The organism is Sinobaca sp. H24, assembly GCF_023845525.1.
Map to the genome: position 1 here is coordinate 1 of NZ_JALBWT010000053.1, position 26,085 is coordinate 26,085.

Annotated in this window: 27 protein-coding genes, 1 rRNA gene and 18 pseudogenes; all 46 read right to left on the reverse strand. The window is 43.8% G+C overall.

The window, feature by feature from the left end:
- Nucleotides 1-876 (reverse strand): 16S ribosomal RNA (locus tag MMY81_RS30940); the annotation flags it as partial.
- Nucleotides 877-1,245: 369 nt separating this feature from the next.
- Entirely contained in the window at nucleotides 1,246-1,869 is a 624-nt protein-coding gene (locus tag MMY81_RS30945; protein ID WP_252315861.1) for a KinB-signaling pathway activation protein, read from the reverse strand.
- A 152-nt stretch (nucleotides 1,870-2,021) separates the two neighbouring features.
- Nucleotides 2,022-3,075, reverse strand: a pseudogene (locus MMY81_RS30950) (Mrp/NBP35 family ATP-binding protein).
- A gap of 101 nt (nucleotides 3,076-3,176) precedes the next feature.
- Nucleotides 3,177-3,566, reverse strand: a complete 390-nt coding sequence (locus MMY81_RS30960; protein ID WP_252315863.1) for a PilZ domain-containing protein — start codon at nucleotides 3,564-3,566, stop codon at nucleotides 3,177-3,179.
- Nucleotides 3,567-3,760: 194 nt separating this feature from the next.
- Nucleotides 3,761-4,075, reverse strand: a complete 315-nt coding sequence (locus MMY81_RS30965; protein WP_252315864.1) for a hypothetical protein — start codon at nucleotides 4,073-4,075, stop codon at nucleotides 3,761-3,763.
- 125 nt (nucleotides 4,076-4,200) lie between these two features.
- On the reverse strand, nucleotides 4,201-4,593 hold the full coding sequence (gene rpsI / locus MMY81_RS30970) for a 30S ribosomal protein S9 (protein WP_120194620.1): 393 nt from the start codon (nucleotides 4,591-4,593) through the stop codon (nucleotides 4,201-4,203).
- 23 nt (nucleotides 4,594-4,616) lie between these two features.
- Entirely contained in the window at nucleotides 4,617-5,054 is a 438-nt protein-coding gene (rplM, locus tag MMY81_RS30975) for a 50S ribosomal protein L13 (RefSeq protein ID WP_252315865.1), read from the reverse strand.
- A gap of 197 nt (nucleotides 5,055-5,251) precedes the next feature.
- Nucleotides 5,252-6,008, reverse strand: a pseudogene (truA, locus tag MMY81_RS30980) (tRNA pseudouridine(38-40) synthase TruA).
- Between the two features lie 7 nt (nucleotides 6,009-6,015).
- Nucleotides 6,016-6,814 (reverse strand): annotated as a pseudogene (locus MMY81_RS30985) (energy-coupling factor transporter transmembrane component T family protein).
- 110 nt (nucleotides 6,815-6,924) lie between these two features.
- Nucleotides 6,925-7,191, reverse strand: coding sequence for a hypothetical protein (locus MMY81_RS30990; RefSeq protein WP_252315866.1), 267 nt, complete (start codon nucleotides 7,189-7,191; stop codon nucleotides 6,925-6,927).
- On the reverse strand, nucleotides 7,175-7,519 hold the full coding sequence (locus MMY81_RS30995; protein ID WP_252315867.1) for an ATP-binding cassette domain-containing protein: 345 nt from the start codon (nucleotides 7,517-7,519) through the stop codon (nucleotides 7,175-7,177). Before MMY81_RS30995 ends, MMY81_RS30990 begins: the two co-directional genes overlap by 17 nt.
- Before the next feature lie 481 nt (nucleotides 7,520-8,000).
- Nucleotides 8,001-8,213: an ATP-binding cassette domain-containing protein gene (locus MMY81_RS31000; RefSeq protein ID WP_252315868.1), complete on the reverse strand. Its 213-nt coding sequence runs from the start codon at nucleotides 8,211-8,213 to the stop codon at nucleotides 8,001-8,003.
- Entirely contained in the window at nucleotides 8,155-8,421 is a 267-nt protein-coding gene (locus tag MMY81_RS36105; protein ID WP_374563258.1) for an ATP-binding cassette domain-containing protein, read from the reverse strand. Before MMY81_RS36105 ends, MMY81_RS31000 begins: the two co-directional genes overlap by 59 nt.
- A gap of 294 nt (nucleotides 8,422-8,715) precedes the next feature.
- A pseudogene (rplQ, locus tag MMY81_RS31005) lies at nucleotides 8,716-9,078 on the reverse strand (50S ribosomal protein L17).
- Between the two features lie 36 nt (nucleotides 9,079-9,114).
- Nucleotides 9,115-10,053 (reverse strand): annotated as a pseudogene (locus MMY81_RS31010) (DNA-directed RNA polymerase subunit alpha).
- A 185-nt stretch (nucleotides 10,054-10,238) separates the two neighbouring features.
- Nucleotides 10,239-10,625: pseudogene (rpsK, locus tag MMY81_RS31015) on the reverse strand (30S ribosomal protein S11).
- A gap of 28 nt (nucleotides 10,626-10,653) precedes the next feature.
- Nucleotides 10,654-11,020, reverse strand: a pseudogene (gene rpsM, locus MMY81_RS31020) (30S ribosomal protein S13).
- 19 nt (nucleotides 11,021-11,039) lie between these two features.
- Nucleotides 11,040-11,153 (reverse strand): 50S ribosomal protein L36, encoded by a 114-nt coding sequence (rpmJ, locus tag MMY81_RS31025; RefSeq protein ID WP_120194610.1) that lies wholly within the window; start codon nucleotides 11,151-11,153, stop codon nucleotides 11,040-11,042.
- A gap of 70 nt (nucleotides 11,154-11,223) precedes the next feature.
- A pseudogene (gene infA / locus MMY81_RS31030) lies at nucleotides 11,224-11,441 on the reverse strand (translation initiation factor IF-1).
- Nucleotides 11,442-11,552: 111 nt separating this feature from the next.
- Nucleotides 11,553-11,756 carry a hypothetical protein gene (locus MMY81_RS34720; RefSeq protein ID WP_308215539.1) on the reverse strand — a complete coding sequence of 68 codons (204 nt, stop codon included), beginning with the start codon at nucleotides 11,754-11,756 and terminating at the stop codon, nucleotides 11,553-11,555.
- A 22-nt stretch (nucleotides 11,757-11,778) separates the two neighbouring features.
- Nucleotides 11,779-12,526: pseudogene (gene map, locus MMY81_RS31040) on the reverse strand (type I methionyl aminopeptidase).
- A 13-nt stretch (nucleotides 12,527-12,539) separates the two neighbouring features.
- A pseudogene (locus MMY81_RS31045) lies at nucleotides 12,540-13,175 on the reverse strand (adenylate kinase).
- A gap of 50 nt (nucleotides 13,176-13,225) precedes the next feature.
- A pseudogene (secY, locus tag MMY81_RS31050) lies at nucleotides 13,226-14,535 on the reverse strand (preprotein translocase subunit SecY).
- On the reverse strand, nucleotides 14,535-14,975 hold the full coding sequence (gene rplO, locus MMY81_RS31055; RefSeq protein ID WP_120194605.1) for a 50S ribosomal protein L15: 441 nt from the start codon (nucleotides 14,973-14,975) through the stop codon (nucleotides 14,535-14,537). Before rplO ends, secY begins: the two are co-directional and overlap by 1 nt.
- 31 nt (nucleotides 14,976-15,006) lie before the next feature.
- Complete coding sequence (gene rpmD / locus MMY81_RS31060; RefSeq protein WP_252315869.1) at nucleotides 15,007-15,195, reverse strand: 50S ribosomal protein L30; 189 nt, start codon at nucleotides 15,193-15,195, stop codon at nucleotides 15,007-15,009.
- A 13-nt stretch (nucleotides 15,196-15,208) separates the two neighbouring features.
- Nucleotides 15,209-15,699: pseudogene (rpsE, locus tag MMY81_RS31065) on the reverse strand (30S ribosomal protein S5).
- 17 nt (nucleotides 15,700-15,716) lie between these two features.
- Nucleotides 15,717-16,079 carry a 50S ribosomal protein L18 gene (gene rplR, locus MMY81_RS31070; protein ID WP_252315870.1) on the reverse strand — a complete coding sequence of 121 codons (363 nt, stop codon included), beginning with the start codon at nucleotides 16,077-16,079 and terminating at the stop codon, nucleotides 15,717-15,719.
- A gap of 35 nt (nucleotides 16,080-16,114) precedes the next feature.
- Nucleotides 16,115-16,652, reverse strand: a pseudogene (gene rplF, locus MMY81_RS31075) (50S ribosomal protein L6).
- Nucleotides 16,653-16,683: 31 nt separating this feature from the next.
- A pseudogene (rpsH, locus tag MMY81_RS31080) lies at nucleotides 16,684-17,080 on the reverse strand (30S ribosomal protein S8).
- Nucleotides 17,081-17,110: 30 nt separating this feature from the next.
- Nucleotides 17,111-17,296, reverse strand: coding sequence for a type Z 30S ribosomal protein S14 (locus MMY81_RS31085; protein WP_120194599.1), 186 nt, complete (start codon nucleotides 17,294-17,296; stop codon nucleotides 17,111-17,113).
- A gap of 33 nt (nucleotides 17,297-17,329) precedes the next feature.
- Nucleotides 17,330-17,869, reverse strand: coding sequence for a 50S ribosomal protein L5 (rplE, locus tag MMY81_RS31090; protein WP_252315871.1), 540 nt, complete (start codon nucleotides 17,867-17,869; stop codon nucleotides 17,330-17,332).
- A gap of 27 nt (nucleotides 17,870-17,896) precedes the next feature.
- Nucleotides 17,897-18,222 (reverse strand): annotated as a pseudogene (rplX, locus tag MMY81_RS31095) (50S ribosomal protein L24).
- A gap of 43 nt (nucleotides 18,223-18,265) precedes the next feature.
- Complete coding sequence (rplN, locus tag MMY81_RS31100; protein WP_120194596.1) at nucleotides 18,266-18,634, reverse strand: 50S ribosomal protein L14; 369 nt, start codon at nucleotides 18,632-18,634, stop codon at nucleotides 18,266-18,268.
- 33 nt (nucleotides 18,635-18,667) lie between these two features.
- A pseudogene (rpsQ, locus tag MMY81_RS31105) lies at nucleotides 18,668-18,930 on the reverse strand (30S ribosomal protein S17).
- Nucleotides 18,931-18,956: 26 nt separating this feature from the next.
- Nucleotides 18,957-19,160 carry a 50S ribosomal protein L29 gene (rpmC, locus tag MMY81_RS31110; RefSeq protein ID WP_120194594.1) on the reverse strand — a complete coding sequence of 68 codons (204 nt, stop codon included), beginning with the start codon at nucleotides 19,158-19,160 and terminating at the stop codon, nucleotides 18,957-18,959.
- Nucleotides 19,150-19,584, reverse strand: a complete 435-nt coding sequence (gene rplP / locus MMY81_RS31115; protein WP_252315872.1) for a 50S ribosomal protein L16 — start codon at nucleotides 19,582-19,584, stop codon at nucleotides 19,150-19,152. The genes rpmC and rplP overlap by 11 nt, the downstream gene beginning before the upstream one ends.
- A gap of 2 nt (nucleotides 19,585-19,586) precedes the next feature.
- Complete coding sequence (gene rpsC / locus MMY81_RS31120; RefSeq protein ID WP_252315873.1) at nucleotides 19,587-20,246, reverse strand: 30S ribosomal protein S3; 660 nt, start codon at nucleotides 20,244-20,246, stop codon at nucleotides 19,587-19,589.
- Between the two features lie 3 nt (nucleotides 20,247-20,249).
- Nucleotides 20,250-20,591, reverse strand: a complete 342-nt coding sequence (gene rplV, locus MMY81_RS31125) for a 50S ribosomal protein L22 (RefSeq protein WP_120194591.1) — start codon at nucleotides 20,589-20,591, stop codon at nucleotides 20,250-20,252.
- A gap of 20 nt (nucleotides 20,592-20,611) precedes the next feature.
- Nucleotides 20,612-20,890, reverse strand: a complete 279-nt coding sequence (gene rpsS / locus MMY81_RS31130) for a 30S ribosomal protein S19 (RefSeq protein ID WP_252315874.1) — start codon at nucleotides 20,888-20,890, stop codon at nucleotides 20,612-20,614.
- Between the two features lie 57 nt (nucleotides 20,891-20,947).
- Nucleotides 20,948-21,783: pseudogene (gene rplB, locus MMY81_RS31135) on the reverse strand (50S ribosomal protein L2).
- A 26-nt stretch (nucleotides 21,784-21,809) separates the two neighbouring features.
- The gene (rplW, locus tag MMY81_RS31140; protein ID WP_252315880.1) at nucleotides 21,810-22,100 is read right to left on the reverse strand and encodes a 50S ribosomal protein L23; all 291 of its coding nucleotides are present in this window, start codon (nucleotides 22,098-22,100) and stop codon (nucleotides 21,810-21,812) included.
- Nucleotides 22,097-22,720 carry a 50S ribosomal protein L4 gene (gene rplD / locus MMY81_RS31145; RefSeq protein WP_252315875.1) on the reverse strand — a complete coding sequence of 208 codons (624 nt, stop codon included), beginning with the start codon at nucleotides 22,718-22,720 and terminating at the stop codon, nucleotides 22,097-22,099. Before rplD ends, rplW begins: the two co-directional genes overlap by 4 nt.
- Nucleotides 22,721-22,747: 27 nt before the next feature.
- A complete protein-coding gene (gene rplC, locus MMY81_RS31150; RefSeq protein ID WP_252315876.1) occupies nucleotides 22,748-23,377 on the reverse strand; it encodes a 50S ribosomal protein L3 in 630 nt (209 codons plus the stop codon).
- 40 nt (nucleotides 23,378-23,417) lie between these two features.
- On the reverse strand, nucleotides 23,418-23,726 hold the full coding sequence (gene rpsJ, locus MMY81_RS31155; RefSeq protein WP_252315877.1) for a 30S ribosomal protein S10: 309 nt from the start codon (nucleotides 23,724-23,726) through the stop codon (nucleotides 23,418-23,420).
- A gap of 314 nt (nucleotides 23,727-24,040) precedes the next feature.
- Complete coding sequence (locus tag MMY81_RS31160) at nucleotides 24,041-25,150, reverse strand: glycerol dehydrogenase (protein ID WP_252315878.1); 1,110 nt, start codon at nucleotides 25,148-25,150, stop codon at nucleotides 24,041-24,043.
- Nucleotides 25,151-25,259: 109 nt separating this feature from the next.
- Nucleotides 25,260-26,085, reverse strand: a pseudogene (locus MMY81_RS31165) (elongation factor Tu); the annotation flags it as partial.

The following is a 26,085-nucleotide window of genomic DNA, read 5'->3' on the forward strand; positions in this document are numbered from 1 at the left end:
TAAGGGCATCGAAACCCCTAACACCTAGCACTCATCGTTTACGGCGTGGACTACCAGGGTATCTAATCCTGTTTGCTCCCCACGCTTTCGCGCCTCAGCGTCAATAACAGACCAGAGAGCCGCCTTCGCCACTGGTGTTCCTCCACATATCTACGCATTTCACCGCTACACGTGGAATTCCACTCTCCTCTTCTGCATTCCAGTTCCCAGTTTCCAATGACCCTCCACGGTTGAGCCGTGGGCTTTCACATCAGACTTAAGGAACCGCCTGCGCGCGCTTTACGCCCAATAATTCCGGACAACGCTTGCCCCCTACGTATTACCGCGGCTGCTGGCACGTAGTTAGCCGGGGCTTTCTGGTGAGGTACCGTCAGGGGGCGGCCCTGTTAGAACCGCCCTTGTTCTTCCCTCACAACAGAGCTTTACGATCCGAAAACCTTCATCACTCACGCGGCGTTGCACCGTCAGACTTTCGTCCATTGCGGATGATTCCCTACTGCTGCCTCCCGTAGGAGTCTGGGCCGTGTCTCAGTCCCAGTGTGGCCGATCACCCTCTCAGGTCGGCTACGTATCGTCGCCTTGGGGAGCCCTTACCTCTCCAACTAGCTAATACGCCGCGGGCCCATCCTCCAGTGCATGGCCGAAGGCCATGCTTTTACAAGCAGATCAGGTGATCTGCTTGATTATCGGGTATTAGCTCCGGTTTCCCGGAGTTATCCCCGTCTAGAGGGCAGGTTGCCCACGTGTTACTCACCCGTCCGCCGCTCAATTCCCCGGTTTCCCTCCGAAGAGGTCCGCCGGGTGCATGCGCTCGACTTGCATGTATTAGGCACGCCGCCAGCGTTCGTCCTGAGCCAAGATCAAACTCTCCATGAAAGTTGATGCTTAGTTCTTGCTGGTCTTACTTGCGCAGCAGGCCTTGCCTGCCGCGACTTGTTGTTCGCGCGTTGTTTTCATTCCATTTTCAAAGGACACGTGTTTTGCTGCTTCGCCTCAATTTGGCGACTTTCATAGTATATCAAGTTGGTCAAAGTAAGTCAATACTTTATTTTTGTTTTTTTGTTTTCCAACTGCGCTTTGTTATTTCGTCTTTTGTGGCGCAAGAAGTAATGTACCATGGTCGCTTAATAAACGTCAACATGTTATGCGTTATTTTTTCATATTCTCTCAAAATCATTTTATTCAGTATTTTTCTTTTTTTCTATATCTTTATTTCTAAATAGAAAGAAGCCTCTTTTTTTAGGATCAAAGAGGCTTCTTTTTCAGTGCCGGACCGCTGTTTTTTGTTAATCGGTGAAGAAGCAGCAGCTGCCAGGCGTTAGACACAAACAGAGGTGTAATATAGATCCACAGCCATTTGGATTCATTTACCGTTCCCACTGTAAGAGCCGGCAGCCACTCAATTGTCGTGACCACAAACATAAAGAAGAAAGCTGGAACAAAAGCCTGGCTGTTTGTTTCTATTTTCTTTCGATAGGCCACAGCCCCCGCAAGCGCCAGAAAGATTATCGGCATTACCATATAATCGAGAATGGTTTCGGTGCCCTCCGCAAAAGCGGTATAACGAAAATAAACGAGATCAAAAAACACAAAAGCAATCAGCACTATCTGCACACGATTCCACAGCTTTGTTGTCTTAAACAGGCTCAGGGCAAAACGATGCAGAGTTAAATAAGCAAAGTATCCCATCTGAGCTACCAGGCTGATGGCTGCGCTGATCCCCAAAATCCAGATTAGTCCAAACAAAAAATTTAAAAACCCGCCGCTGAAATATGTAGAGGGGTCTATTACTATACCTACTACTGCTCCGCTCAATGCCCCTATCAGCAGTGTAGAAAAAAACAGGTAAACTACTTTCCTCGCATTCACTATTGCTGCACCCCTTATGTCTTCACATGTGGCTTCTTGTAAATTCTATCAAGCAGGCATAAAAAAAGCTACCTGGTATTTGAAACCGCTTCACACTGCATAAAAAAAACACTTCCTTTCTTTATGTAAAAGAAAAGAAGTGCTTTATCGTATTATTTTCCGATTTTCTCGACCACGCGTTGGGCCATGTCTTTATAAATACCACCAATTTGATGTTCTTCTTCATATACTGAAGGTGCAAAGACATTTTTGTTTTCGGTTGGCTGCCCTAGAGGAATACGTCCGAGTACTTCTGTTTTCAGCTCGTCTTTTAAACGTTCTCCGCCGCCTTCACCGAATACAAATTCCTTTTCTCCGGTAACTTTGCTTTCAAAGTAGGCCATGTTTTCCACAATGCCCAGAATTTCATGATGGGTCCTGATCGCCATTGCTCCTGCGCGCGCTGCTACAAAAGCTGCGGTTGCATGCGGTGTTGTGACCACAATTTCTTTGCATTCCGGAAGCATCGTGTGGATATCAAGGGCTACGTCACCAGTACCTGGCGGAAGATCCAGCACGATGTAGTCGAGCTCGCCCCACTCTACTTCGTTAAAGAAGTTATTTAACATTTTTCCAAGCATCGGACCTCTCCAGATTACTGGAGCATTGTCTTCTACGAAAAAGCCCATGGACATGACTTTTACGCCAAAGCGTTCTACCGGGAAAATACGGTCGTTTTCTACCTTGGGACGTGTGTCAATTCCCATCATGTCCGGTACACTGAAGCCATAGATGTCTGCATCAATGATACCAACTTTTTTCCCTGCTCTGGCAAGCGCCACTGCAAGGTTAACCGACACGGTAGACTTTCCGACGCCGCCCTTACCACTTGTTACAGCAATAAATTTCTGCTTTATTATCTTTGGACAATAAGGACGCAGACGCAGCCGCAGAAGATCCACCGCCGTGTTTTTCTACTTCTTCTTCTTCCAACGCTTCAAAACGTAGACCAACGGATTCTGCTCCGGCATCTTTTAACAATTTAACTACGTCCTGCTGTACTTTCATTTGTTCTGGCGTACCAGTACGGGCAAGGGCAATCTTAACGCTTACATTGCCGTTTTTAATTCGTACGCTTCTTACTCCGCCTGTTTCTGTTACGCTTTTATTTAAATCGGGATCCTCTATACTCTTTAAGGCCTCGAGGACCTGCTCTTCTGTGATCAAAACGGACACCATCCTTTTAGCAGCAATTTGTTCTGCTCCTAGCATACATTGTTTTCTAGGTGCTTTTCAAACGTTTGCTATACAAACCGGCAAAATAAATCCTATCTGCCTTTAATCAACCGCTCCCTTTTGCGTCTATTAATAGCAAGCCGATTAACAATTTGAATGATTTTCAGCCGCATCTGCTTGTCACTGTGTACGAGCTTTACCCCGTAATAATAACGGCTGCCCTCTTTTTCTTTACGCTGTATACAGCCGTACAGTTTAAAAGGTGTCTGCAGCGTTTGAAAAGTAAAACAATACATTACATCCTCCGACAAAGGAATATCCAGCCTGGTGGAAAAGCGCAGACCGCCGGCGGATAAATCCTGAAGATACATACGAGCCGGCTTGCTGTCGATAATTTCTTCATGCATTTTATAAATCGAAAACATTCCTTCAATAGGATGAGACTCAAAATTAAAACGAACATCCCGCCTTTGGTTGCTCATATTTTTTCCTCCTGCTTGGTATGGCAGCTGCATTATATTTACTGGACGCAGCGCTATCTATTACGATCACTTATTTACATATTAAGTATATATTATGATTACATAGTATTACAACTAAAGTATGTATATCAGATGAAAGATTATGCCTTTTGTATAAAAAGGTATAAAAAAGACACCTCGCCGGTGTCGGGCCTTCAATCGACTTGAAATCGATCAATAAAGATTTCTTCCTGCATCAGTTTAATTTCGTTCAATATTTCTTCGGCAAGCTCTGGGTTTTCTTCCAGTGGATTTTCCTGAAAAAAAGAAGCTTTATTTAAAATATCTTCTATTTTTTTCTTGGACGCTTCACTGCCTACTCTATAGTAATGAGCAAGTGAAATAGAAGCTGCTGTAAATATACCGCCTCTGCCTTCTATCGACTGAGCCGTGACGATTCCCCCATACGTATTGCCTTCTCTACAGTGCAGGGCTTTTCGTACACATTTTTCTAACTGTGCGCTGATCATGGCGCTTCCCTCCTAACAGGTTATGTTCGTAATTTATCCCGAACTCTTCCGAAAGTCAACTACATTGAGCCTGCCCGCAAAAAAACCTTCCAGCCAATAAGGCTGAAAGGTTTTGAATAAGATGATTAACGCTTTGAGAACTGAGGAGCACGACGGGCTGATTTAAGACCTGGCTTCTTACGTTCTTTCATACGTGGGTCACGTGTAAGGAATCCGGCAGCTTTAAGAGACTTACGGAAATCAGGATCAACGTCTAAAAGCGCACGGGCTACACCGTGGCGGATAGCGCCGGCCTGTCCTGTGAATCCACCGCCGTTTACGTTCACTTTAAGGTCGTACTGACCTTCAGTTCCCGTTTCAACGAGTGGTTGGTTTACAATAAGCTTTAGTGTTTCGAAGTTGAAGTATTCATCAATGTCGCGGTTGTTTATCGTCACACGGCCATCGCCTGGTACGACAAAAACACGAGCAACAGAATTCTTACGACGTCCGGTACCGTAGTATTGCACTTGTGCCATAATATAATTTCCCTCCTTCTAATTTAGCCGCGAAGTTCGTACTTCTCTGGCTGTTGTGCTTGATGATTGTGTTCAGAACCTGCAAATACGTGAAGCTTTCTAGACTGTACACGACCGAGAGATGTTTTTGGAAGCATGCCTTTAATAGCAAGTTCAAGCATTCTCTCCGGCTTATTTGCACGCATATCTCCGGCAGTTGTTTCTTTCAGGCCGCCTGGATGTCCACTGTGCTTGTAGTAGATCTTATCACGGAGTTTCTTCCCTGTAAGATGAATCTTTCCTGCATTAATAATAATAACGTGGTCTCCCATATCAACATGAGGAGTAAACTGAGGCTTATTCTTGCCGCGAAGGATGGATGCTACTTCGCTGGAAAGACGTCCAAGAGTCTGTCCGTCAGCATCTACAACGTGCCATTTCTGTTCAAGCTCTTTTGGCTTTGCCATGTATGTTGTACGCATTATTTTTTCCCTCCTAATTAGTTCTTTTTTTATTGGTTTTTGTCAATTGTCATCGTCCATTATCATTCCGTATCCCGGGGCTGTGGGACTTTGAAATGCCAACAACTATCATATAACATGCATTACTTAATGTCAATGCAATGTACACCAGGAATCGTTGTTTTTTAAAAGATTTTTTGGAACCTGCTTTTTTACCGTCAGAACGGGCCTTCCTCGTATACAACACGTTCCAGGTAAAGGCCGTGCCCGGGGGCAGTCCGGCCTGCTTTTTTCCTGTCTTCTGCTTCCAGAACAGCCTGCATGTCCCCCGGTTTCATACTGCCTGTGCCCACCAGAAGAAATGTCCCTACTAAAATACGGACCATGTTATATAAAAAGCCGTTTCCTTTAAATACAAAATGCAGTTCATCCCCATGTGTTTCAATACGCGCCTCATAAATGGTCCGAACCGTGCTTGTCACGGACGTCCCCGTAGAACAGAAAGAGGCAAAATTATGGGTTCCTTCGATAAAAGGCAGTGCCTCCCGCATTTTCTCCACCTGCACCGGCTTTGGGTAAAAATACGTATAATGGCGGCGGAAAAACGTCTCTTGTTCTCGTAGCAAGGACCCGGTAGCGGTACTCTTTGCCGAGAGCATCATAACGGGCATGAAACGAAGGATCCACGTATTCGGCAGACACTATTTGAATATCCGGCGGGAACAGTCCTGCCGATGTAATCGGCCACCGCTCCGGGGGAACATAATAATCCGTATCAAAATGAATCGTCTGTCCATTGGCATGCACTCCGGCATCGGTCCGTCCGGAGGCAAAGATCGTTACTTTTCTGCCCTCATGCATTTTGGTCAGACCTTTTTCTATTACTTCCTGAAGAGTTTTGCTGTTCTGCTGCACCTGCCACCCGGAATAGTTTGTTCCGTCATAAGCGATTACCGCTTTTACTCTATGCTTCATACTTCTGTTACTCCCTTAATAAAAATAATGCTGCCACGAGCACCACGATAAGCACACAGGCTGCCGTGTCTCTTGTTTTCCATATGAGCTGACGGAGCTTTGTGCGCTCCGCTCCGCTGTTATAGCCCCTTGCTTCCATAGCATATGCCAGATCCTCCGCTCGTTTGAAAGAGCGTACAAATAAGGGCACAAGCAGGGCAACGAACGCCTGGGCTCTGTCTTTTAAAGACCCTTTGCTGAAATCAGCGCCGCGTGCGGTCTGCGCTTTAATAATTTTTTCGGTTTCCTGCATTAATGTAGGAATAAACCGGATAGCAATTGACATCATCATCGCGACATCATGCGCCGGAAAGCGAAATCGGTTCAACGGTGATAAAAACTGCTCCATGGCATCTGTTAACTCAATCGGACTCGTTGTCAGTGTGAGAAGGGAGGTTAAAAACACAAGCAGCAGCAGACGCAGAGCAATGAAAAGCCCCTGAATCACGCCATCTTCATAGAACTGAAATGCTCCTAAGGACAACAGCACCTCCCCTTCTCTTGTAAACAGGGCATGAATAAAAAAGGTGAAAAGCACCAACAGAAAAATCGGAGCCATCCCTTTTCGTATGTATCGAAACGGGACGCCTGAGGAAAGATATATTAAACCGCTGCCGCTCCGCCTAATACAGCGTATCCGGTCCACGAATTTGTCAGGAAAATAGCAGCAATCAAAAAAAGACAGAAGCAAGCTTCGCTCTCGCATCCATTCGATGAAGTATGGAGCGGCCCGGAAGATACTGGCCTATAATTACGTGTTCAAACATCGTTATCGCCTTTTTTTCTGCTGAAGTCTCTTTCCAATTTCTACGGCCCTTTTCTCCGGTTGTTAGATGGTAGCTGGAAAAGGTTACTCCCATCTCCTGTTCAATCTGCTTTAAACTTTGACCTGCTCCGGCACATCCAAATGAAGCGTCTGCAGTTCTGTCTGTTTTTCATAAATAACAGAAGGCGGTCCCTCCATAATAATCTGCCTTCGCTCATGACATATAATCCGGTCTGCCAGCCGGGCTGCCTCTTCCATCTGATGGGTGATCATAATCGTTGTCGTCTGGTATTGCTGCTGCCACGTTTTAAACAATGACAGAATTTCCTCCTGACCCTGGGGATCCAGACCAGCGGTTGGTTCATCCAGAATCAGCACTTTCGGCTCTACGGCAAAGAACGCCCGCTATCGCTACACGACGCATCTGACCGCCGCTCAGTTCAAATGGGGAACGCTCGAGAAAACTCTTATCCAGTCCAACCAGCTCCAGCAGTTCCGGAAGCCTTTTTTTCGTCCGGGCTTCTTCTTTTCCCGCGTTGCGGGGGCCAAACAATAAATCTTTCTCTACCGTCTCTTCAAACAGCTGATGCTCCGGATACTGGAACACCATGCCCGTATGCTCGCGCAGCGATTTGATCTGCTTTCGTTTCGACTTCGCATCGATCGTATGTCCACCTACCGTCACCTGGCCGCTGTGGGGCTTCAATAGGCCGTTTATATGTTGGACGAGGTGGATTTACCTGAACCAGTATGGCCGATGATAACAGTAAAAGACCCTTTTCGAAATTAACATTAACATTCGCTAATGCCTTTTTTTCAAACGGCGTCTTTTTCATATAAGTATGTTCTATGTTTTTTAATAAAACCTTCATCTGCTTTTTTCCCTCCAAAGAAACGATTCTAATGACCGGGAGGAAATCCCCTTGTGTGCTAAAGATTGATACAAGGATGCAGCATAAGGCAATGGGATGTTCTTCTCTTGCAGCCAATCTAGATTGTGCAGCAGCTCTTCTGCTGTAAACGTCATGAATAATGCGTCCGTTTTCCATATACCATACGCGGTCTGCCATTAAAGCTTCATGCAGCTGATGCGTTACAGATAAGATCGTCACATCACTTGAGGCATGCAGAGAACGAATCGTATGTAATACTTCTTGTTTTCCATTTGATCCAGCATAGAGGTCGCTTCATCCAATACCATAATAGATGGATAAGAGAGCTACCCCAGCGATAGCAACACGCTGTTTCTGTCCACCGGATAACCGATGCGGTTCTTTATCTAAAATATCTTCTACTCCCGTCTGACGGGCTACTGTTTCAATACGTTGAAGCATGTCTTCTCTAGGTACACCAGCATTCTCCATTCCAAATGCGATCATCCCTAACAGTAGGTGCCACAAATTGATGATCCGGATTTTGAAAAACCATCCCCACTTCTCTTCGAATCACAGGCAGATCATCGTCTGAAAAAATAGACTTTCCATTGATATAAATCTCTCCTGTACGGGGAAGCAGCAATCCGTTAAATAACCGTGACAATGTAGATTTTCCTGAACCATTCGGGCCAATAACAGCAATCCATTCTCCATGTTGAATAGAAGCACTCACGCCGGATAATACGGCAGGGCCTCTTCTTCATATTGAAAATGAACATTCTGTAATGTTACTTGCCTTCATTGGTATTCCTCTTTTCTCTAACAGACCTTTTCCTTTTCACCATTCAATACAACTGTATCCAGGATTTCAAAGAAGCCTGCTTCTTTAGAAAAAGAGAGGCTCCAGGCCTTTCTCATAGAAAGAACCTGGTCTCTTGATTTGGTTCTTTTGGCTTTTTAAAAAAGGGCGTAGACGCAATCCTCTAAAGATCCGTCCAGCCCTTTTTTAATCAACCCGTGGGATTACTTATACGAACTCAATAATAGCTAGTTCAGCAGCGTCTCCGCGACGGGGACCTGCTTTAGCACACGAGTATATCCGCCTTGGCGGTCTTCGAAACGAGGAGCAATTTCATCGAATAACTTCTGAACAGCATCCTGTCCTGTTTCTTCGTTAGCAACCTCTTTACGAATGTAAGCAGCAACCTGACGGCGTGCGTGAAGATCTCCGCGCTTGCCAAGAGTTACCATTTTCTCAATAATAGGGCGCAGTTCTTTTGCTTTAGATACAGTAGTCTCAATTCTTTCATTGATGATCAAGTCTGTAGCTAAATCACGAAAGTGCCTTTCTTGCTGAACTGTCACGTCCAAGCTTTGCATATGCAGACATTTAATTCCCTCCTTCATAAATATTGCGTGTCCTGCTCTATTCTTCTTTACGAAGACCTAAACCAAGTTCCGCTAACTTTTCTTGAACTTCTTCCAATGATTTACGTCCGAGGTTACGAACTTTCATCATGTCATCTTCGGATTTCTGGGTAAGCTCCTGCACGGTATTAATACCGGCACGCTTCAGGCAGTTGTAAGAACGGACAGATAGATCAAGTTCTTCGATAGTCATCTCAAGTACTTTTTCTTTCTGATCTTCTTCTTTTTCTACCATAATTTCAGCGTTTTGAGCCTGATCTGTTAATCCGATGAAGATATTCAAATGCTCATTAAGAATTTTCGCTCCAAGCGATACTGCTTCTTCAGGGCGGATACTTCCATCTGTCCATACATCCATAGTGAGCTTATCATAGTTAGTGATCTGCCCGACACGAGTGTTTTCTACCTGGTAGTTCACACGTGATACTGGGTGTAAATGGAGTCAATAGGAAGAACACCAATAGGAACATCCGCATTGTTACCTTCAGCTGGAACATATCCTCTTCCACGTTAGCAGTTAAACGCATATGAAGATTGGCTCCTTCAGTAAGAGTAGCAATATGAAGATCCGGGTTTAAGATGTCTACGTCACTATCGTGGGTAATATCTTTCGCCTTGATAATGCCATCGCCAGTTGTTCAATTTCCAATACTTTTTCATCATCTGAATAAATCTTCAGAGCCAGCTTTTTTAAGTTTAATATGATGGTTGTGACATCCTCTACCACACCTTCAATAGTGGAGAACTCATGTAGGACACTGTCAATTTGAACTGTCGTGACAGCTGATCCTGGAAGAGAGGATAAAAGGATACGGCGTAAGGAGTTTCCAAGTGTTGTTCCATACCCACGCTCTAGTGGTTCTACAACAAACTTGCCGTATTTGGCATCCTCGCTTACTTCAACCGTTTCGATATTAGGCTTCTCGATTTCTATCATTTAACAATATACCCTCCTTCAAAACGTCGAATTTCCTGTCATCTACTTACAACAGTAAGTGATTTAGGAATTTTCATTTAGTCAGCTTTCGATTAAGCGACGAACCTGTTTCTTTATAATGCATAAGCTTTTACAAGGAAATCTGTATCCATCATAAAGCTAGGCGTTGCACCAACCTCTGAAAATTATACTCTACGGCGTTTTGGCGGACGGCATCCGTTATGAGGAACCGGGGTTACGTCACGGATCATGTTTACCTCAAGTCCAGTTGCCTGCAAAGAACGATAGCAGCTTCGCGTCCGGACCCTGGTCCTTTAACAGCTACTTCTACGCTTTAAGACCGTGCTCCATTGCAGCTTTAGTAGCTGTTTCAGCAGCCATCTGCGGCGCAAAAGGAGTGATTTACGTGAATCTAAAACCTAATGCTCCAGCACTTGCCCAGATAAAGCATTTCCCTGTGTGTCTGTAATCGTCACGATCGTGTTGTTAAATGTAGAACGGATGTGTGCGATTCCAGTCTCTATATTCTTACGCTGACGGCGTTTACGGTTGTTTGTTTTTGGCTTAGCCATGGTAAGTTAACCTCCTTTTCGTAAATGTTTATTTTTTCTTGTTTGCTACTGTGCGACGTGCACCTTTACGGCCACGAGCATTGTTCTTCGTGTTCTGTCCTCTTACAGGAAGACCACGGCGATGACGAATGCCACGATAGCTTCCGATTTCAATAAGACGCTTGATGTTTAGTGACTTTTTCACGACGAAGGTCACCTTCTACTGTATAGTTCTCAACTGCCGTACGAATGTTAGCAAGCTCATCTTCTGTAAGATCGCGAGTCCGCGTGCTTTCATCAATGTTGGCTTCTTTAAGAATCTCTTGTGCTACCGATTTGCCGATACCAAACACATACGTTAAAGAAATTACAATACGCTTATCGCGTGGAATATCTATACCTGCAATACGTGCCATTTGAGCACCTCCTTTTTATTTAGCCTTGCTTTTGTTTGTGCTTTGGATTGGAGCAAATAACCATAACCGTACCTTTACGGCGGATTACTTTACATTTTTCACACATTGGTTTGACTGATGGTCTCACCTTCATGTTTATTTACCTCCTTAACCGCTTGGAGTACATGCGAGAGTAAACGTGCTACGACTCATCCTGCCGGTTTTTATTTATAGCGGTACGTAATACGTCCGCGTGACAAATCATATGGGGAAATTTCAACGGTTACCTTGTCTCCTGGGAGTATACGGATAAAGTGCATCCGAATCTTACCAGAAACATGCGCTAGAATTTTGTGTCCGTTCTCAAGCTCTACCGAAACATTGCGTTTGGAAGAGGTTCAAGAACAGTACCTTCCATTTCAATAACATCATCTTTGGCCATGCATGTACTCTCCTTCCTTCAGTAACTCTGTGCTATGCTTTGTTTTATATATAATCAGAGCATATCTCAACTTAGCATTGGTCACACGTCCGGTTTCCATTAAACTTCGCTTTACTTCTTCAGAATGTGCGGCAGAAACTCAACGTGGTTTTTGTTTTTCTTTTTCCACGGTCGGACTTCCGCTTTTCTCCATCTGCTACTAGAAATAAAACGATCATCTACTAAACCAATGACTACAGCAAAATTACCGGCTTCCCGCCCTTTTCGAATCCGGACAATCTGGCCGATCCCGGGCAGCGACTCTGATTCTTTCATTCATCATCACCTTTATTGTTAATCAGGCTTTAGTTAGTATCTCATATCCTTCATTGGTAATGGCAATAGTATGCTCAAAATGAGCACAGTTTTCCCATCCGTTGTAACAACTGTCCAGTTGTCAGAAAGAGTATGGACATAACGTTCTCCGCGTTGATCATTGGTTCTACGGCAAGCACCATGCCAGTCTTTAAGCGCGGTCCTTTTCCTGCAGGACCGTAATGAGGGATCTGCGGGTCTTCATGCAGATTCTGCCCGACTCCATGTCCTACGTACTCACGAACTACTGAAAAGCCGTGCTTTTCTGCGTATGCCTGAATAGCGTGAGACATATTGGTAAGACGTTCTCCCGGTTTCGCTTCCTTCAACCCCTCATACAAGGAGTTTTCTGTTACGTCCAGCAGCTGCTGGTCGGCGTCCGTGATCGTTCCTACCGGATAAGTCCAGGCAGAATCACCATGATAGCCCTTATACTCGGCTCCGATATCTATAGAAATGATGTCGCCATCTTTTAATACTTTTTTACCCGGTATGCCGTGCACCAATTCTTCATTGACTGATACACAGATACTTCCGGAGAATCCATTATACCCTTTAAAGGAAGGAATCGCGTCGTGCTGACGTATTTTTTTGTCCGCAATGTCATCAAGTTCCTGTGTGGTAACTCCAGGTTTGATGTGGCTTTTGAAGCTCTTTGGTGTGTCAGCGCGACGATCCTGCCAGCTTCACGCATAATGTCTAGTTCTCGCTCTGTTTTTACAAATGATCATGCATGAATCCCTTTCACAGCTCATCTATTTCATCAAAAACTACATTAATATCCTGGTCGCCCTGATACTGCGAATGTAGCCTTTGTCTGTATAGAAATCAATGAGGGGCTGCCTGCTGTTCGATATTCACTTCAAGGCGTTTTCTGACCGTTTCCGGTTTATCGTCATCGCGTTGTACAAGCTCACTTCCATCTACATCACAAATCCCTTCCTGTTTAGGAGGGTTGTACATAACATGGTACGTTTTGCCTGAAGTTGGTGATACACGGCGTCCCGTCAGGCGCTCTTCCAGCTTTTCCTTAGGAACATCAATGTTAAGAACATAATCAAGATTTTTGCCTAAAGAGCTTAGTATATCTTCCAGGGCCTCTGCCTGGGCCACAGTACGGGGAAAACCATCGAGAAGAAAGCCGCTTTCGCAGTCGCTCTTGCTTAATCGTTCCCGCACAATACCGATCGTTACCTCATCTGGGACAAGGTTCCCTGCATCCATATAAGACTTTGCTTCTTTACCGAGTTCGGTACCTTCTTTAATGGCTGCACGAAACATGTCACCTGTTGATATATGAGGAATGTTGTACTTTGCTACAATCTTTTCGGCTTGTGTACCTTTACCGGCACCCGGAAGCCCCATTAATATCAAATTCACGATATCTCCTCCATCTTTACGATTTCGTGAGGGCAAGGCGGCTTTCTTCCTCATCCCCTAATGTGCGGTTTCTCTATTTTAAACCCTTTATAACTTCTCTTAATAAGCTGGCTCTCGATCTGTTTCATTGTATCTAATGCCACACCAACCGATGAGAAGACCAGTTCCGCCGATTTGGATCGTCTGTGGAAGCCCCATCTGTGCTGTGAAAAACACAGGAATGAGAGAAACCGCAGTAAGAAACAATGCTCCTACTAACGTCCAAACGATACAAAATACGCCGGATAAACGTTTCTGTTGTTTTACCCGGTCTAATACCCGGGACATAACCGCCCTGCTTTTTCAGGTTCTCTGCCATCTGCTCAGGATTAACCTGGACAAATGTATAGAAATACGTGAACCCGATAATTAAAGCTGCATATATAATCATGCCAAATGGCTGCGTATAATCAAAGTTTGAACAATCCAGTTCGCCACGGCGTTGTCTTCTCCAATTAACCCGGCAACCGTAGGTGGGAAAATGAAGAGCGATAACGCAAAAATAACGGGAATAACACCAGCAGAGTTAACTTTCAACGGAATATGCGTTGATTGTCCGCCTACCTGGCTTCGTCCTGATAAACGTTTAGCGTACTGAATCGCCACCTTGCGAATTGCCTGCTGTACGAAGATAACACCAACGATAATAATCAGTACCGCTAATGCTAAATAGCGCAAGCGTAACAATTCCCTAAACAACTGCTGGCCGGCATCTTCGATTTGTGTAGCATAGATCTGGTTTAACCCGCCGGGATTCCGGCCGCAATTCCAGCAAAAATAAGGATGGATATACCATTCCCTACTCCTTTTGCCGTAATCTGCTCACCAAGCCACATCAAAATGCTGTTCCAGTGGTCATAATTAGTGCTATAAAAATGTATTGGGGAACACTTGGATTCGGAATAAGTCCTGGAAATAAGTTATTAAATCCAATAGACATTCCAAGCCCTTGAATAAAGGCAAGAATAACGGTGAAGTAGCGCGTAAACTGCGCTAGTTTCCTTCTTCCTGCTTCCCCTTCTTTCGCCCACTCTGTAAACTTTGGCACAACATCCATTCTTAGAAGCTGAACTACAATAGATGCAGTAATATAGGGCATTACGCCCATCGCAAAGATAGAGTAATTCGAAAGGGCTCCACCACCAAAAGTGTTAAGGAACCCGAAAGCATTTGCTTGGTCCTGGAAATTCAAGACATCTTGATTAGATCCAGGAACTGGTATAAAGCTTCCTATTCGAAATACTACTAGCATGAGAAGAGTAAAGAAAATCTTATTTCTTAAATCACTCACACGAAAAATGTTGGAGAGTGCGCGAAACATTAGATCACCTCTGTTTTTCCACCAGCCGCTTCAATTGCACTTTTAGCAGAAGCTGAGAACTTGTTCGCTTTCACCGTTAGATCTTTAATGACGTTTCCATCCCCAAGGATTTTAACACCATTTTTTGTTTTACTCACAATGCCTTCTTTTACAAGAAGTTCTGGAGTAACTTCTGTACCGGAATCAAAACGGTTTAACGTTTCAATATTAACGATCGCGTACTCTTTTCTTGTATAGTTAGTGAATCCACGTTTTGGAAGGCGTTTGAAAATTGGGTTTTGACCACCCTCAAATCCAAGACGTACACCGCCGCCAGAACGAGAATTCTGCCCTTTTTGACCGCGACCGGAAGTTTTTCCATTACCGGTTGCGACTCCACGTCCCACGCGATTGCGTGTTTTTGTGGATCCTTTTGCAGGCTTCAACTCATGAAGTTTCATGTTGACACCTCCCTGTCCTTTAGAAATCGTATTATGCGTCTAGTTCTTTTACAGTTAGTAGATGAGATACTTTGTTAATCATTCCACGAATAGCAGCGTTGTCTTCCTGTACCACAGTGTGGTGCATTTGGCGAAGACCCAGAGTATTAACCGTCACACGCTGATCCTTGGGACGACCAATTAAACTACGGCTGAGGGTAATTTCCATTTTTTTTGCCATGTTGTTTCCCTCCTTATCCTAACAATTCTTGCACGCTTTTTCCACGTAATTTGGCAACTTCTTCAGCTGTCTTCAGCTCAGTTAGCCCTTGGATGGTTGCGCGTACCATGTTGATTGGATTATTGAACCCAATGATTTGAGAGAATATCCTGACGCCGGAAAGCTCAAGTACAGCACGTACAGGTCCGCCCGCATAACTCCAGTACCTTCAGAAGCAGGCTTCAATAGTACGTTACCAGCTCCGAAATGTCCTACGATTACGTGAGGAATAGTCGTTCTTACGATTGGCACTTCCACTAGATTTTTCTTAGCAGCTTCTACCGCTTTGCGGATAGCTTCAGGAACTTCAAGTGCTTTTCCCATGCCAAAACCTACGTGTCCGTTACGATCCCCAACGACTACAAGCGCTGCGAAACGAAAACGGCGTCCCCTTTAACAACTTTAACCACCGGTTGATTGTAACTACTCTTTCTTCTATTCAAGCTTGCTAGCATCAATTTGCATACTGTCCCTCCTTACTATTAAAATTTCAGTCCATTTTCACGTGCCGAGTCAGCTAATGCCTGTACACGTCCGTGATAGATAAATCCGCCGCGGTCAAATACTACATTTTCGTAGCCTTTGTCTTTCGCACGTTTTGCTACAAGTTCGCCGATCGTTTTTGCAGCTTCAATATTTCCACCGTTCTCGATATTTAATTCTTTCTCAGTTGTAGAGGCAGCCACTAGTGTAGCTCCTTTTACATCATCGATAAGCTGTACATAAATATGCTTGGAAGAACGGAATACGTTCAGACGCGGACGTTCAGAAGTGCCTTTGATTTTTCTGCGAATGCTCATATGGCGCTTCTTACGCTTGGCGTATTTCGTAGATTTAGTAATCATGAAACGCTCCTCCTCTCTTAACCTTACATTAAGCGTTATTTACCAGTTTTACCTTCTTTACGTCTAACAAATTCGCCTTCATAACGAACACCTTTGCCTTTGTAAGGTTCTGGTTTTCTAGTGGCACGAATATTTGAAGCAACAGCTCCAACGCGCTCTTTATCGATTCCTTTTACAATTACCTTTGTGTTTGATGGAACATCAATCTCAATACCATCTTCTGGTACCATCTCTATAGGATGGGAATAACCAACGTTAAGGATAAGTTTTGTACCTTGTTTGCTGGCACGATAACCAACACCAACAAGTTCCAAGCCTTTCTCATAACCTTTTGTTACACCTTCTACCATATTGTTTACAACACTTCTGGTTGTTCCGTGCAAAGAGCGGTGCTCTTTTATGGTCAGAAGGGCGCTCGAAAGTAACTTCCGCATCACCGACATTAACTTTAATGTCCTGGTGAAGTTCACGGCTCAATTCACCCTTAGGGCCTTTTACCGTTACGTGTTGACCATTCAAGCTGACTGTAACTCCTTCAGGAATTTCTATAGGCTTTAGACCAATACGAGACATATGTTTCCACCTCCGTTCTTATTTATTATTCTTACCAAACGTAAGCGAGTACTTCGCCGCCGATTTCCATTTTACGTGCCTGCTTATCGCTCATCACACCGTGTGATGTAGAGATAACTGCGATTCCAAGACCGCCAAGTACACGAGGAACTTCATCAGACTTAGCATATACACGAAGTCCAGGCTTGCTGATTCTTTTCAATCCAGTGATAACGCGTTGGTTCTCTGCACCATACTTAAGGAAGATACGGATGAGACCTTGCTTTTTCATCAACAAATTCTACGTCGCGAACAAAACCTTCGTTCTTTAGAATTTCAGCGATTTCTTTTTTAATGTTAGATGCAGGCATCTCCAGCTTTTCGTGACGAACGATGTTCGAGTTACGAATGCGAGTCAGCATATCTGCAATTGGATCTGTCATGACCATAATGTTTTACCTCCTTCCCTTATCTCGGGCTTACCAGCTTGCTTTTCTAACGCCTGGAATTTGTCCTTTATACGCGAGTTCGCGGAAACAAATTCTGCACAATTTAAATTTACGGATTACGGAATGAGGACGTCCGCAACGTTCACATCTTGTATATGCTTGCACATTGTACTTGGGAGTACGCTGCTGTTTGGCTATCATCGATTTCTTTGCCAAGGTCGATGCCTCCTCTTCAAATTATTATTTATACTACTTTTTGAAAGGCATTCCCATCTGTGTTAGCAGCTCTCTTGATTCCTCATCGGAATCAGCTGTTGTAACGATGACAATATCCATTCCACGAACTTTATCTACCTTATCATAATCAACTTCCGGGAAGATTAACTGCTCTCTTACACCAAGAGTATAGTTTCCACGGCCGTCAAAAGACTTGCTTGATACACCACGGAAGTCACGTACACGTGGAAGAGATACATTGATCAGCTTCTCAAGGAAGTCATACATGCGCTCTCCTCTAAGAGTAACTTTTGTGCCGATTGGCATACCTTCACGAAGTTTGAAACCCGCAATGGATTTTTTAGCTTTTGTTACAAGAGGCTTTTGACCACTAATGGCACCAAGCTCTTCTACTGCTTTATCTAAAGCTTTTGGGTTTTGAACGGCTTCACCGACACCCATGTTAATAACAATTTTATCTAGCTTAGGAACTCCCATTACAGAAGAATAAGCGAATTTTTCATGCATATGAGGAACAATCGTTCCTTTGTATTTCTCTTTCAAGGCGTTCATACTGTTAGCCTCCTTTCGTCAAATGACTTATTTATCAAGTGCTTCGCCGGATTTTTTAGCGATGCGTACTTTTTTGCCGTCCACCACTTTGGATCCTACTCGGGTAGGTTCTCCAGTTTTCGGGTCAAGAGGCATTACATTGGACACGTGAATAGCAGCTTCCTGAGTTAGAATTCCACCCTGTGGGTTATCCTGGAAGGCTTAGCATGCTTTTTTACAATATTGATCCCCTCAACAAGAACACGTTCTTTTTTAGGAAAAGCTTGTAAAATGACACCCTCTTTGCCTTTATCTTTACCAGTAATCACTTTCACTTTGTCGCCTTTTTTTACATTAAGACTTTTCTGAGACATAATCGCACCTCCTTAACAAGGCCTATCTATTCGTTTTCTATTATTAAAGTACTTCTGGAGCAAGCGATACGATTTTCATGTACTGCGCTTCACGTAGTTCTCTTGCAACTGGTCCAAAAATACGAGTTCCTCTTGGGCTTTTATCTGGACGAACAATTACTGCTGCATTTTCGTCAAAGCTGATATAAGAACCATCTTTACGACGAGCTCCGCTCTTTGAACGAACGATTACTGCTCTTACTACTTCACCTTTTTTGACAACGCCACCTGGTGTTGCTTGTTTAACAGAACAAACGATCATATCACCGATATTAGCTGTCTTACGTCCAGATCCGCCTAGAACTTTAATGCACTGAACTTGACGTGCACCTGAATTGTCAGCAACTTTTAATCTACTCTCTTGTTGTATCATAGGTTACGTAACCTCCCTTCCTCAGAAAAGATGTTAGATAATTACGGATTCCTCTACTACTTCCAACAGACGGAATCTCTTGTCTTTAGAAAGTGGACGAGTTTCCATAATACTAACAACATCGCCTTTTTTGGCTTGATTATTTTCATCATGTGCTTTTAATTTTTTAGAATATCTTACGCGCTTACCGTATAGAGAATCTGTTTTGTACGTTTCAACAACAACTGTAATGGTTTTTTCCATTTTGTCGGAAACGACACGTCCAGTATTACTTTGCGCTGATTGCGTTCAGCCATATAAATGGGCCTCCTCTCGATCGTTATTAACCTTTATTTATACCGAGTTCACGTTCACGTAAAACGGTTTTGGCACGAGCGATGTCTTTACGAACATTGCGAATGCGACCTGGATTTTCAAGCTGTCCAGTCGCCAGTTGGAAACGAAGATTAAACAACTCTTCTTTTAACGAAACAGTCTGTGCTTCCACTTCTGCTGTGGTTAAGTTTCTGAATTCATTAACTTTCATTTGCCTCACCACCCAATTCTTCGCGCTTAACAAACTTCGTTTTAATTGGAAGTTTATGAGACGCAAGTCTAAGTGCTTCACGAGCTACCTCTTCAGAAACACCTGCGATTTCAAACATAATTTTTCCTGGTTTTACAACTGCTACCCATCCTTCAGGAGCACCTTTACCGGAACCCATCCGAACTTCTAGAGGCTTAGCTGTGTAAGGTTTATCTGGAAAGATTTTAATCCAAACCTTACCGCCACGCTTCATGTGACGAGTCATTGCAATACGAGCTGATTCAATCTGGCGGTTTGTGATCCAAGAAGCTTCGATAGCCTGAAGACCGTATTCACCAAATGCTACTTCTGTGCCGCCTTTTGCACGGCCTCTCATTTTGCCGCGGTGTTCGCGACGATATTTAACACGTTTTGGTAACAACATTATTAATTGCCCCCTTCCTGTTTTTTCGTACCTTTCGTTGGAAGGACTTCTCCACGGTAGATCCAGATCTTAACTCCGAGCTTGCCGTAGGTTGTATCTGCTTCCGCTGTACCGTAATCAATATCGGCACGTAGTGTGTGAAGAGGAACCGTTCCTTCGTTATAGCTTTCATCACGAGCAATATCAGCGCCGCCGAGGCGTCCGGATACCTGTGTTTTGATTCCTTTAGCGCCTGCGCGCATTGTGCGTTGGATTGTCTGCTTCATTGCACGACGGAAAGAAACACGGTTTTCCAATTGACGAGCGATGTTTTCTGCTACAAGACGAGCATCCATATCTGCCTGCTTGATTTCAGCAATGTTAATATGAACTCTTTTATCAGTCAGGTTGTTAAGGTTTTTACGAAGGGATTCCACTTCAGAACCACCCTTACCAATAACCATACCTGGCTTAGCAGTGTGAATCGTGATGTTTACACGCTTTGCTGCGCGTTCAATTTCAATTTTAGAAACAGAAGCTTCTTTTAGTCTATTTTCAATGTACTCACGCACTTTAATGTCTTCGTGTAAAAGGGTTGCGTATTCTTTTTCGGCGTACCATTTAGAATCCCAGTCACGAATGACACCAACGCGTAGTCCTATAGGATTAACTTTTTGACCCACGTGTTATCCCTCCTTCTTTTCTGCTACCACGATCGTGATGTGGCTTGTTCTTTTGTTAATTCTAGTTGCACGGCCTTGTGCGCGTGGACGAAATCTTTTCATCGTTACACCTTCATCAACGAAGGCTTCTGTGATATAAAGATCTTCCGGCTCCAGCTCGTAGTTGTGTTCTGCGTTTGCGATGGCAGAATTTAGTACTTTTTCGACAATTGGCGAAGCGCCTTTAGTAGTATTTTTAAGGATACCAATGGCCTCTCCAGCCTTTTTGCCCCGAATGAGGTCAATGACTAACCGTGCCTTACGAGGGGCAATGCGAATTTGTTTAGCAACTGCTTTAGCTTGCATTTAAAGAACCTCCCCTCTTATTAGCGTCTTGTCTTCTTGTCATCTTGTCTGTGACCTTTAAATGTTCTTGTTGGTGCGAACTCACCAAGCTTATGACCGACCATATCTTCCTGAACGTAAACCGGAACGTGCTTGCGTCCATCATAGACTGCAATAGTGTGGCCCACGAAATTAGGAAAGATAGTAGAACGTCTGGACCATGTTCTGATAACTTTCTTATCATCTCTTTCATTAAGTGCTTCGACTTTTTTCATCAAATGATCATCAATGAAAGGTCCTTTTTTCAAACTTCTGCTCATGAGAGTACCTCCCTTCGCAATTGCGCTGCGATTCCAACGAACCGCAGAACAACACGATTATTTTTTATTGCGGCGACGACGAACGATATATTTATCAGTGTCTTTGTTTTTCTTGCGTGTTTTGTAACCAAGTGCCGGTGTACCCCATGGAGATACTGGTGCAACACGTCCGATTGGAGCGCGTCCTTCACCACCACCGTGTGGGTGATCACTTGGGTTCATTGCGGAACCACGTACAGTTGGACGTCTGTTCAACCAACGGGAGCGTCCGGCTTTACCAATGCTGATAAGCTCATGCTCAACGTTTCCTACTTGTCCTACCGTTGCACGGCAGGTAGCAAGGATAAGGCGTGTTTCACCTGATCTTAGACGAACAAGAACGTACTTTCCTTCTTTACCAAGAATCTGAGCTTCTGCTCCAGCAGAACGGACAAGCTGTCCTCCGCGTCCAGGCTTCAGTTCAATGTTGTGAATGATTGTACCAACCGGAATGTTTACCAGCGGCAGTGCATTTCCAACTTTGATATCCGCTTCAGAACCGGATTCGATCATTTGTCCTACTTTGATTCCTTTAGGTGCAAGGATATAACGCTTTTCTCCATCTACGTAATGGATAAGGGCGATATTTGCAGAACGGTTTGGGTCGTACTCTACAGTAGCAACTTTACCAGGAACTCCATCCTTCTCACGCTTGAAATCGATAATGCGGTATTGACGCTTGTGTCCACCACCCTGGTGACGCATCGTAATGCGGCCATGGTTGTTTCTACCAGCTTTCTTATATAGTGGTGCAGTCAAAGATTTTCCGGCTTATCTGTTGTTATTTCACCAAAATCACTTACAGTCATATGACGAATACCGTTAGTAATCGGCTTAAACTTTTTAATAGGCATGCTTATTTCCCTCCTTTACTTAGCAATTATGCTCCTTCGAAAAACTCAATTTCCTGGCTGTCTTCAGTTAACGTGATTATCGCCTTTTTACGGTTAGGCTTAAATCCTGTGTAACGGCCAAAACGACGGAATTTTCCTTTATAGTTCATTGTATTAACTCTAGATACTTTTACTTCAAAAATTTCTTCGATAGCTTTTTTGATCTGTATCTTGTTAGCTTTTACATTCACTTCAAAAGTATACTGTCTTAATTCCATTAATTCAGCAGTACGTTCAGTGATTACGGGGTTTTTAATAATGTCGCGTGCTTCCATTATGCGAGCACCTCCTCTACCTTTTCTACCGCTTCTTTCGTGATTACGAGCTTGTCGTGCTTAAGCACTTCAAGTACGTTCACGTCTTTAACAGTTGCAAAGGTGATTCCAGGAATGTTTCCAATGGATAATGCTACTTGCTCATTATAATCAGCTGTTACTACTAACGCTTTCTGATCAACAGAAAGGCTTGATAGTACAGTCATCATTTCTTTTGTCTTTGGTGCTTCTAAAGAAAGGTTATCAAGAACAACGATGTCCCCGTCCTTCGCTCTAGTAGAAAGAGCAGATTTAATAGCAAGTCTGCGCACTTTCTTTGGAAGCTTATAAGCATAACTTCTAGGTGTTGGTCCAAAAACGACACCGCCGCCTACCCATTGTGGTGCACGGATAGTACCTTGACGTGCGCGTCCTGTTCCTTTTTGACGCCACGGCTTACGACCGCCGCCTCGTCTGTCAGAGCGGTTCTTTACAGCATGTGTTCCCTGGCGCATAGATGCTTGCTGCATCACAACTGCTTCATGAAGAACATGCTGGTTTGGTTCAATACCGAAAATCCCTTCGGCTAGTTCTACATCTCCGACTTTAGATCCGGATTGATTCAATACGTCTACTTTAGGCATAGTAGGGCCTCCTTCCTTGGTGACTTATTATTTCGCTGCTTTAACAGCAGATTTGATGGTAACAAGATTTTTGTTTGGTCCAGGCACATTGCCCTTCACGAGGATTAAGTTGCGTTCTGCATCCACTTTTACGATTTCAAGGTTTTGAACGGTAACTTTTTTGCCACCCATACGTCCTGGAAGCTTTTTACCTTTCAATACGTGGTTCGGGTCAGTTGGACCCATTGAACCTGGACGACGGTGATAACGAGAACCGTGGGACATAGGTCCGCGGGATTGGTTATGGCGCTTGATAGCACCCTGGAATCCTTTACCTTTTGAAGTTCCTGTCACGTCTACGATATCTCCGTCAGCGAACGAGTCAACTTTGACTTCCTGACCAGTGTAATCCTCTAATGTAACATCAAGGATCTCTTTAACGTAGCGCTTGGGCTTTGTATCAGCTTTAGCGGCATTCCCTTTTTCCGGTTTGTTAGAGCGTGATTCTTTTTTGTCAAAAAAGCCTAGCTGAACTGCTTCATAACCATCCGATTCAGATGTTTTTGTTTGAAGCACTACGTTCGGCGCTGCTTCGATAACTGTGACCGGTACAAGTTCTCCATTTTCACTGAACAATTGAGTCATTCCTACTTTTCTTCCCAAGATTCCTTTGGCCATCAGTCACACCTCCTATATTAGTTTATATTTTTATTTTTGATTATAATTTGATTTCAATGTCGACACCGGATGGTAAATCAAGACGCATAAGCGCATCTACCGTCTGTGGTGTTGGACTTACAATATCAATTAAACGCTTATGTGTGCGCATTTCAAACTGCTCACGTGCGTCTTTATACTTGTGCGTTGCACGAAGTACTGTATAGACAGATTTTTCAGTAGGAAGCGGGATAGGTCCGGAAATTCCTGCACCTGATCTTTTCGCTGTATCAACGATTTTCTCTGCTGATTGATCTAAAACACGGTGGTCATAAGCTTTTAAACGAATACGAATCTTTTCTTTTGCCATGCTGAGCCCTCCTTTTCGCCCGAATTTGTACAGACATACTCCATGAAAATTTTCCAACTGCCAGCCATGGCAAAGGGGCCTGGCGTGTCGGTAACCTTTCACATCATCGCCTTAACCGCCGCATAAGAATACAAATTGCATTCTCTACAGGCCGCGGTCACACTTTATCTATTATAAGGACTTGCTCCACTTATTGCAAGGGTTTTTTGATAAAAATTTATTTGCTGCACTGCACCTTTACTATAGAAGAAATATGAAAATAAATGTATTAAAAAAACAGCAGAAGGCAAGCGCCCTCTGCTGTTGCATTATGATTAAGCTTCTTTTTTATAAACAGAAGCGTACTGATCCGCCGCTTTCATTGCATCTACTACTTGAGATGCTGTTAATGCACCAGGAAAGTTGTGACTGCTCTCTCCTTCTGTTAAAGCTGTCTCGGCCACTTTAAGCAAATCCTCATCAGATGCTTTGTCCAAGTGAAGGTCTGCCAGCGTTACCGGCAGTCCTAAAACAGAGTAAAAGGAAATATACTTCTCTATCTCCTGCTTCGGACGATTCTCCAACACGAGCTGACTCAATGTGCCAAATGCTACTTTTTCGCCATGTGTCATATGGTGAATGTCACCGCTCAATACGGTAAACCCATTATGAATAGCATGAGCCAGAGCCAGGCCGCCGCTCTCGAATCCTAGTCCGCTTAAGAGGGTGTTCGCTTCTACAATCTGTTCCAAGGCGTAAGATACCACCTGGCGTTTATTGGACTCATATGCAAGCTCTCCGTATTCAAACAGCGTTTCTTCACACTTTTCCGCAATAGCAGCGCCGGCTATTGTCGTTAAGCCGCCGGACATCGCTTTTGAATTGGAACGAATGGCAGCTTTTGCTTCCACCCATGTAGCCATTGCATCAGCAATACCTGATGCAAGAAAACGAGGCGGGGCTTCCGCAATGACTTTAGAATCCATTAGGATTAAGTCAGGGTTTTTTGAATAAAATCGATAAGATTCAAATACCCCTTCGTCGGAATAAATAACCGATAGAGCACTTGTTGGCGCATCCGTAGAAGCCGTTGTAGGAATAATCACACACGCCGCATTATCCAAAATCTCTCTTACTCCTTTTGCTGTATCAAGCGTTTTACCGCCGCCGACACCTATTACCATGTCCGCCTGTTCTTCTTTCGCTTTTTCAGCTATTCGTTCAATTTCTTTTGTCGAGGCTTCTCCATTAAATTTAAAGTAAAAAGACCCTACTTCTTCCTTTTCCAGGCTGGACGTTATTCGCTCTCCTGTAAGATCCCAAACAAAATCGTCAGCAAGAATGATTGCCTTTTTTCCCATTTCTTTAATATAACTGCCGGCTTTATCTAATACGTTCATTCCCTGCACATATTTACCAGGACTAATAAACACTTTTTCTTCCATTATGCTTCACTCCTTTTTTTAGTACCTCTTTCTCTTCCCGTTTTTTTTCAAAAATATGCATGATCTTGAAAAGCATTAAAAAAAAACTCCCAGCTGACAGCTGGGAAGTTCATAGAATATTACTTTTGATTGTTGCTACAACACCGGCACCAACAGTACGTCCACCCTCGCGATAGAGAACTTTGTACCTTCTTCAATAGCGATTGGAGAAATAAGCTCTACAGTCATTTCAACGTTATCGCCAGGCATAACCATTTCTACGCCTTCTGGAAGGTAGCATACCAGTAACGTCCGTAGTACGGAAATAGAACTGTGGACGATAGTTAGTGAAGAATGGAGTGTGACGTCCACCTTCTTCTTTAGATAGAACATAAACTTCAGCTTTGAAGTTTGTGTGTGGAGTAATTGTACCGGGCTTAGCAAGTACTTGTCCACGCTTGATATCGTCGCGGCTTACACCACGAAGAAGTGCGCCAATGTTGTCGCCTGCTTCTGCATAGTCAAGAAGCTTACGGAACATTTCAACACCAGTTACTGTTGTTTTTCTAGCTGTCTCATCGATACCGATGATTTCAACTTCGTCCCCTACGTTAAGAACTCCACGCTCAACACGGCCAGTTGCAACTGTTCCACGTCCAGTGATAGAGAATACGTCCTCAACAGGCATCATGAATGGCTTGTCTTTGTCACGTTCTGGAGTTGGGATATAATCATCTACAGCTTGCATAAGCTCGATGATTTTGTTTTCGTACTCTTCTACTCCTTCAAGTGCTTTAAGAGCAGAACCGCTGATGATTGGAATATCATCACCTGGGAAGTCATACTCTGTAAGAAGATCGCGGACTTCCATCTCAACAAGCTCAAGAAGCTCTTCGTCGTCTACCATATCTACTTTGTTTAAGAAAACAACCATAGTTGGTACACCTACTTGACGG

Excerpts from the sequence above, each read along its gene's own strand:
- rpmD (WP_252315869.1), bottom strand. The coding sequence starts at position 15,195 with ATGGCAAAAAAAATGGAAATTACCCTCAGCCGTAGTTTAATTGGTCGT.
- rplP (WP_252315872.1), bottom strand. The coding sequence starts at position 19,584 with ATGTTGTTACCAAAACGTGTTAAATATCGTCGCGAACACCGCGGCAAA.
- rplM (WP_252315865.1), bottom strand. The coding sequence starts at position 5,054 with ATGCGTACAACATACATGGCAAAGCCAAAAGAGCTTGAACAGAAATGG.
- MMY81_RS30965 (WP_252315864.1), bottom strand. The coding sequence starts at position 4,075 with ATGATCAGCGCACAGTTAGAAAAATGTGTACGAAAAGCCCTGCACTGT.
- rplO (WP_120194605.1), bottom strand. The coding sequence starts at position 14,975 with ATGAAACTTCATGAGTTGAAGCCTGCAAAAGGATCCACAAAAACACGC.
- rplE (WP_252315871.1), bottom strand. The coding sequence starts at position 17,869 with ATGAACGCCTTGAAAGAGAAATACAAAGGAACGATTGTTCCTCATATG.
- MMY81_RS31160 (WP_252315878.1), bottom strand. The coding sequence starts at position 25,150 with ATGGAAGAAAAAGTGTTTATTAGTCCTGGTAAATATGTGCAGGGAATG.
- rplC (WP_252315876.1), bottom strand. The coding sequence starts at position 23,377 with ATGGCCAAAGGAATCTTGGGAAGAAAAGTAGGAATGACTCAATTGTTC.
- rpmC (WP_120194594.1), bottom strand. The coding sequence starts at position 19,160 with ATGAAAGTTAATGAATTCAGAAACTTAACCACAGCAGAAGTGGAAGCA.
- rplD (WP_252315875.1), bottom strand. The coding sequence starts at position 22,720 with ATGCCTAAAGTAGACGTATTGAATCAATCCGGATCTAAAGTCGGAGAT.
- rplR (WP_252315870.1), bottom strand. The coding sequence starts at position 16,079 with ATGATTACTAAATCTACGAAATACGCCAAGCGTAAGAAGCGCCATATG.
- MMY81_RS34720 (WP_308215539.1), bottom strand. The coding sequence starts at position 11,756 with ATGAAAGAATCAGAGTCGCTGCCCGGGATCGGCCAGATTGTCCGGATT.
- rplN (WP_120194596.1), bottom strand. The coding sequence starts at position 18,634 with ATGATACAACAAGAGAGTAGATTAAAAGTTGCTGACAATTCAGGTGCA.
- rpsI (WP_120194620.1), bottom strand. The coding sequence starts at position 4,593 with ATGGCACAAGTGCAATACTACGGTACCGGACGTCGTAAGAATTCTGTT.
- rpsS (WP_252315874.1), bottom strand. The coding sequence starts at position 20,890 with ATGAGCAGAAGTTTGAAAAAAGGACCTTTCATTGATGATCATTTGATG.
- rplV (WP_120194591.1), bottom strand. The coding sequence starts at position 20,591 with ATGCAAGCTAAAGCAGTTGCTAAACAAATTCGCATTGCCCCTCGTAAG.
- rpsJ (WP_252315877.1), bottom strand. The coding sequence starts at position 23,726 with ATGGCAAAAGAAAAGATTCGTATTCGTTTAAAAGCTTATGACCACCGT.
- rpmJ (WP_120194610.1), bottom strand. The coding sequence starts at position 11,153 with ATGAAGGTGAGACCATCAGTCAAACCAATGTGTGAAAAATGTAAAGTA.
- MMY81_RS30960 (WP_252315863.1), bottom strand. The coding sequence starts at position 3,566 with ATGAGCAACCAAAGGCGGGATGTTCGTTTTAATTTTGAGTCTCATCCT.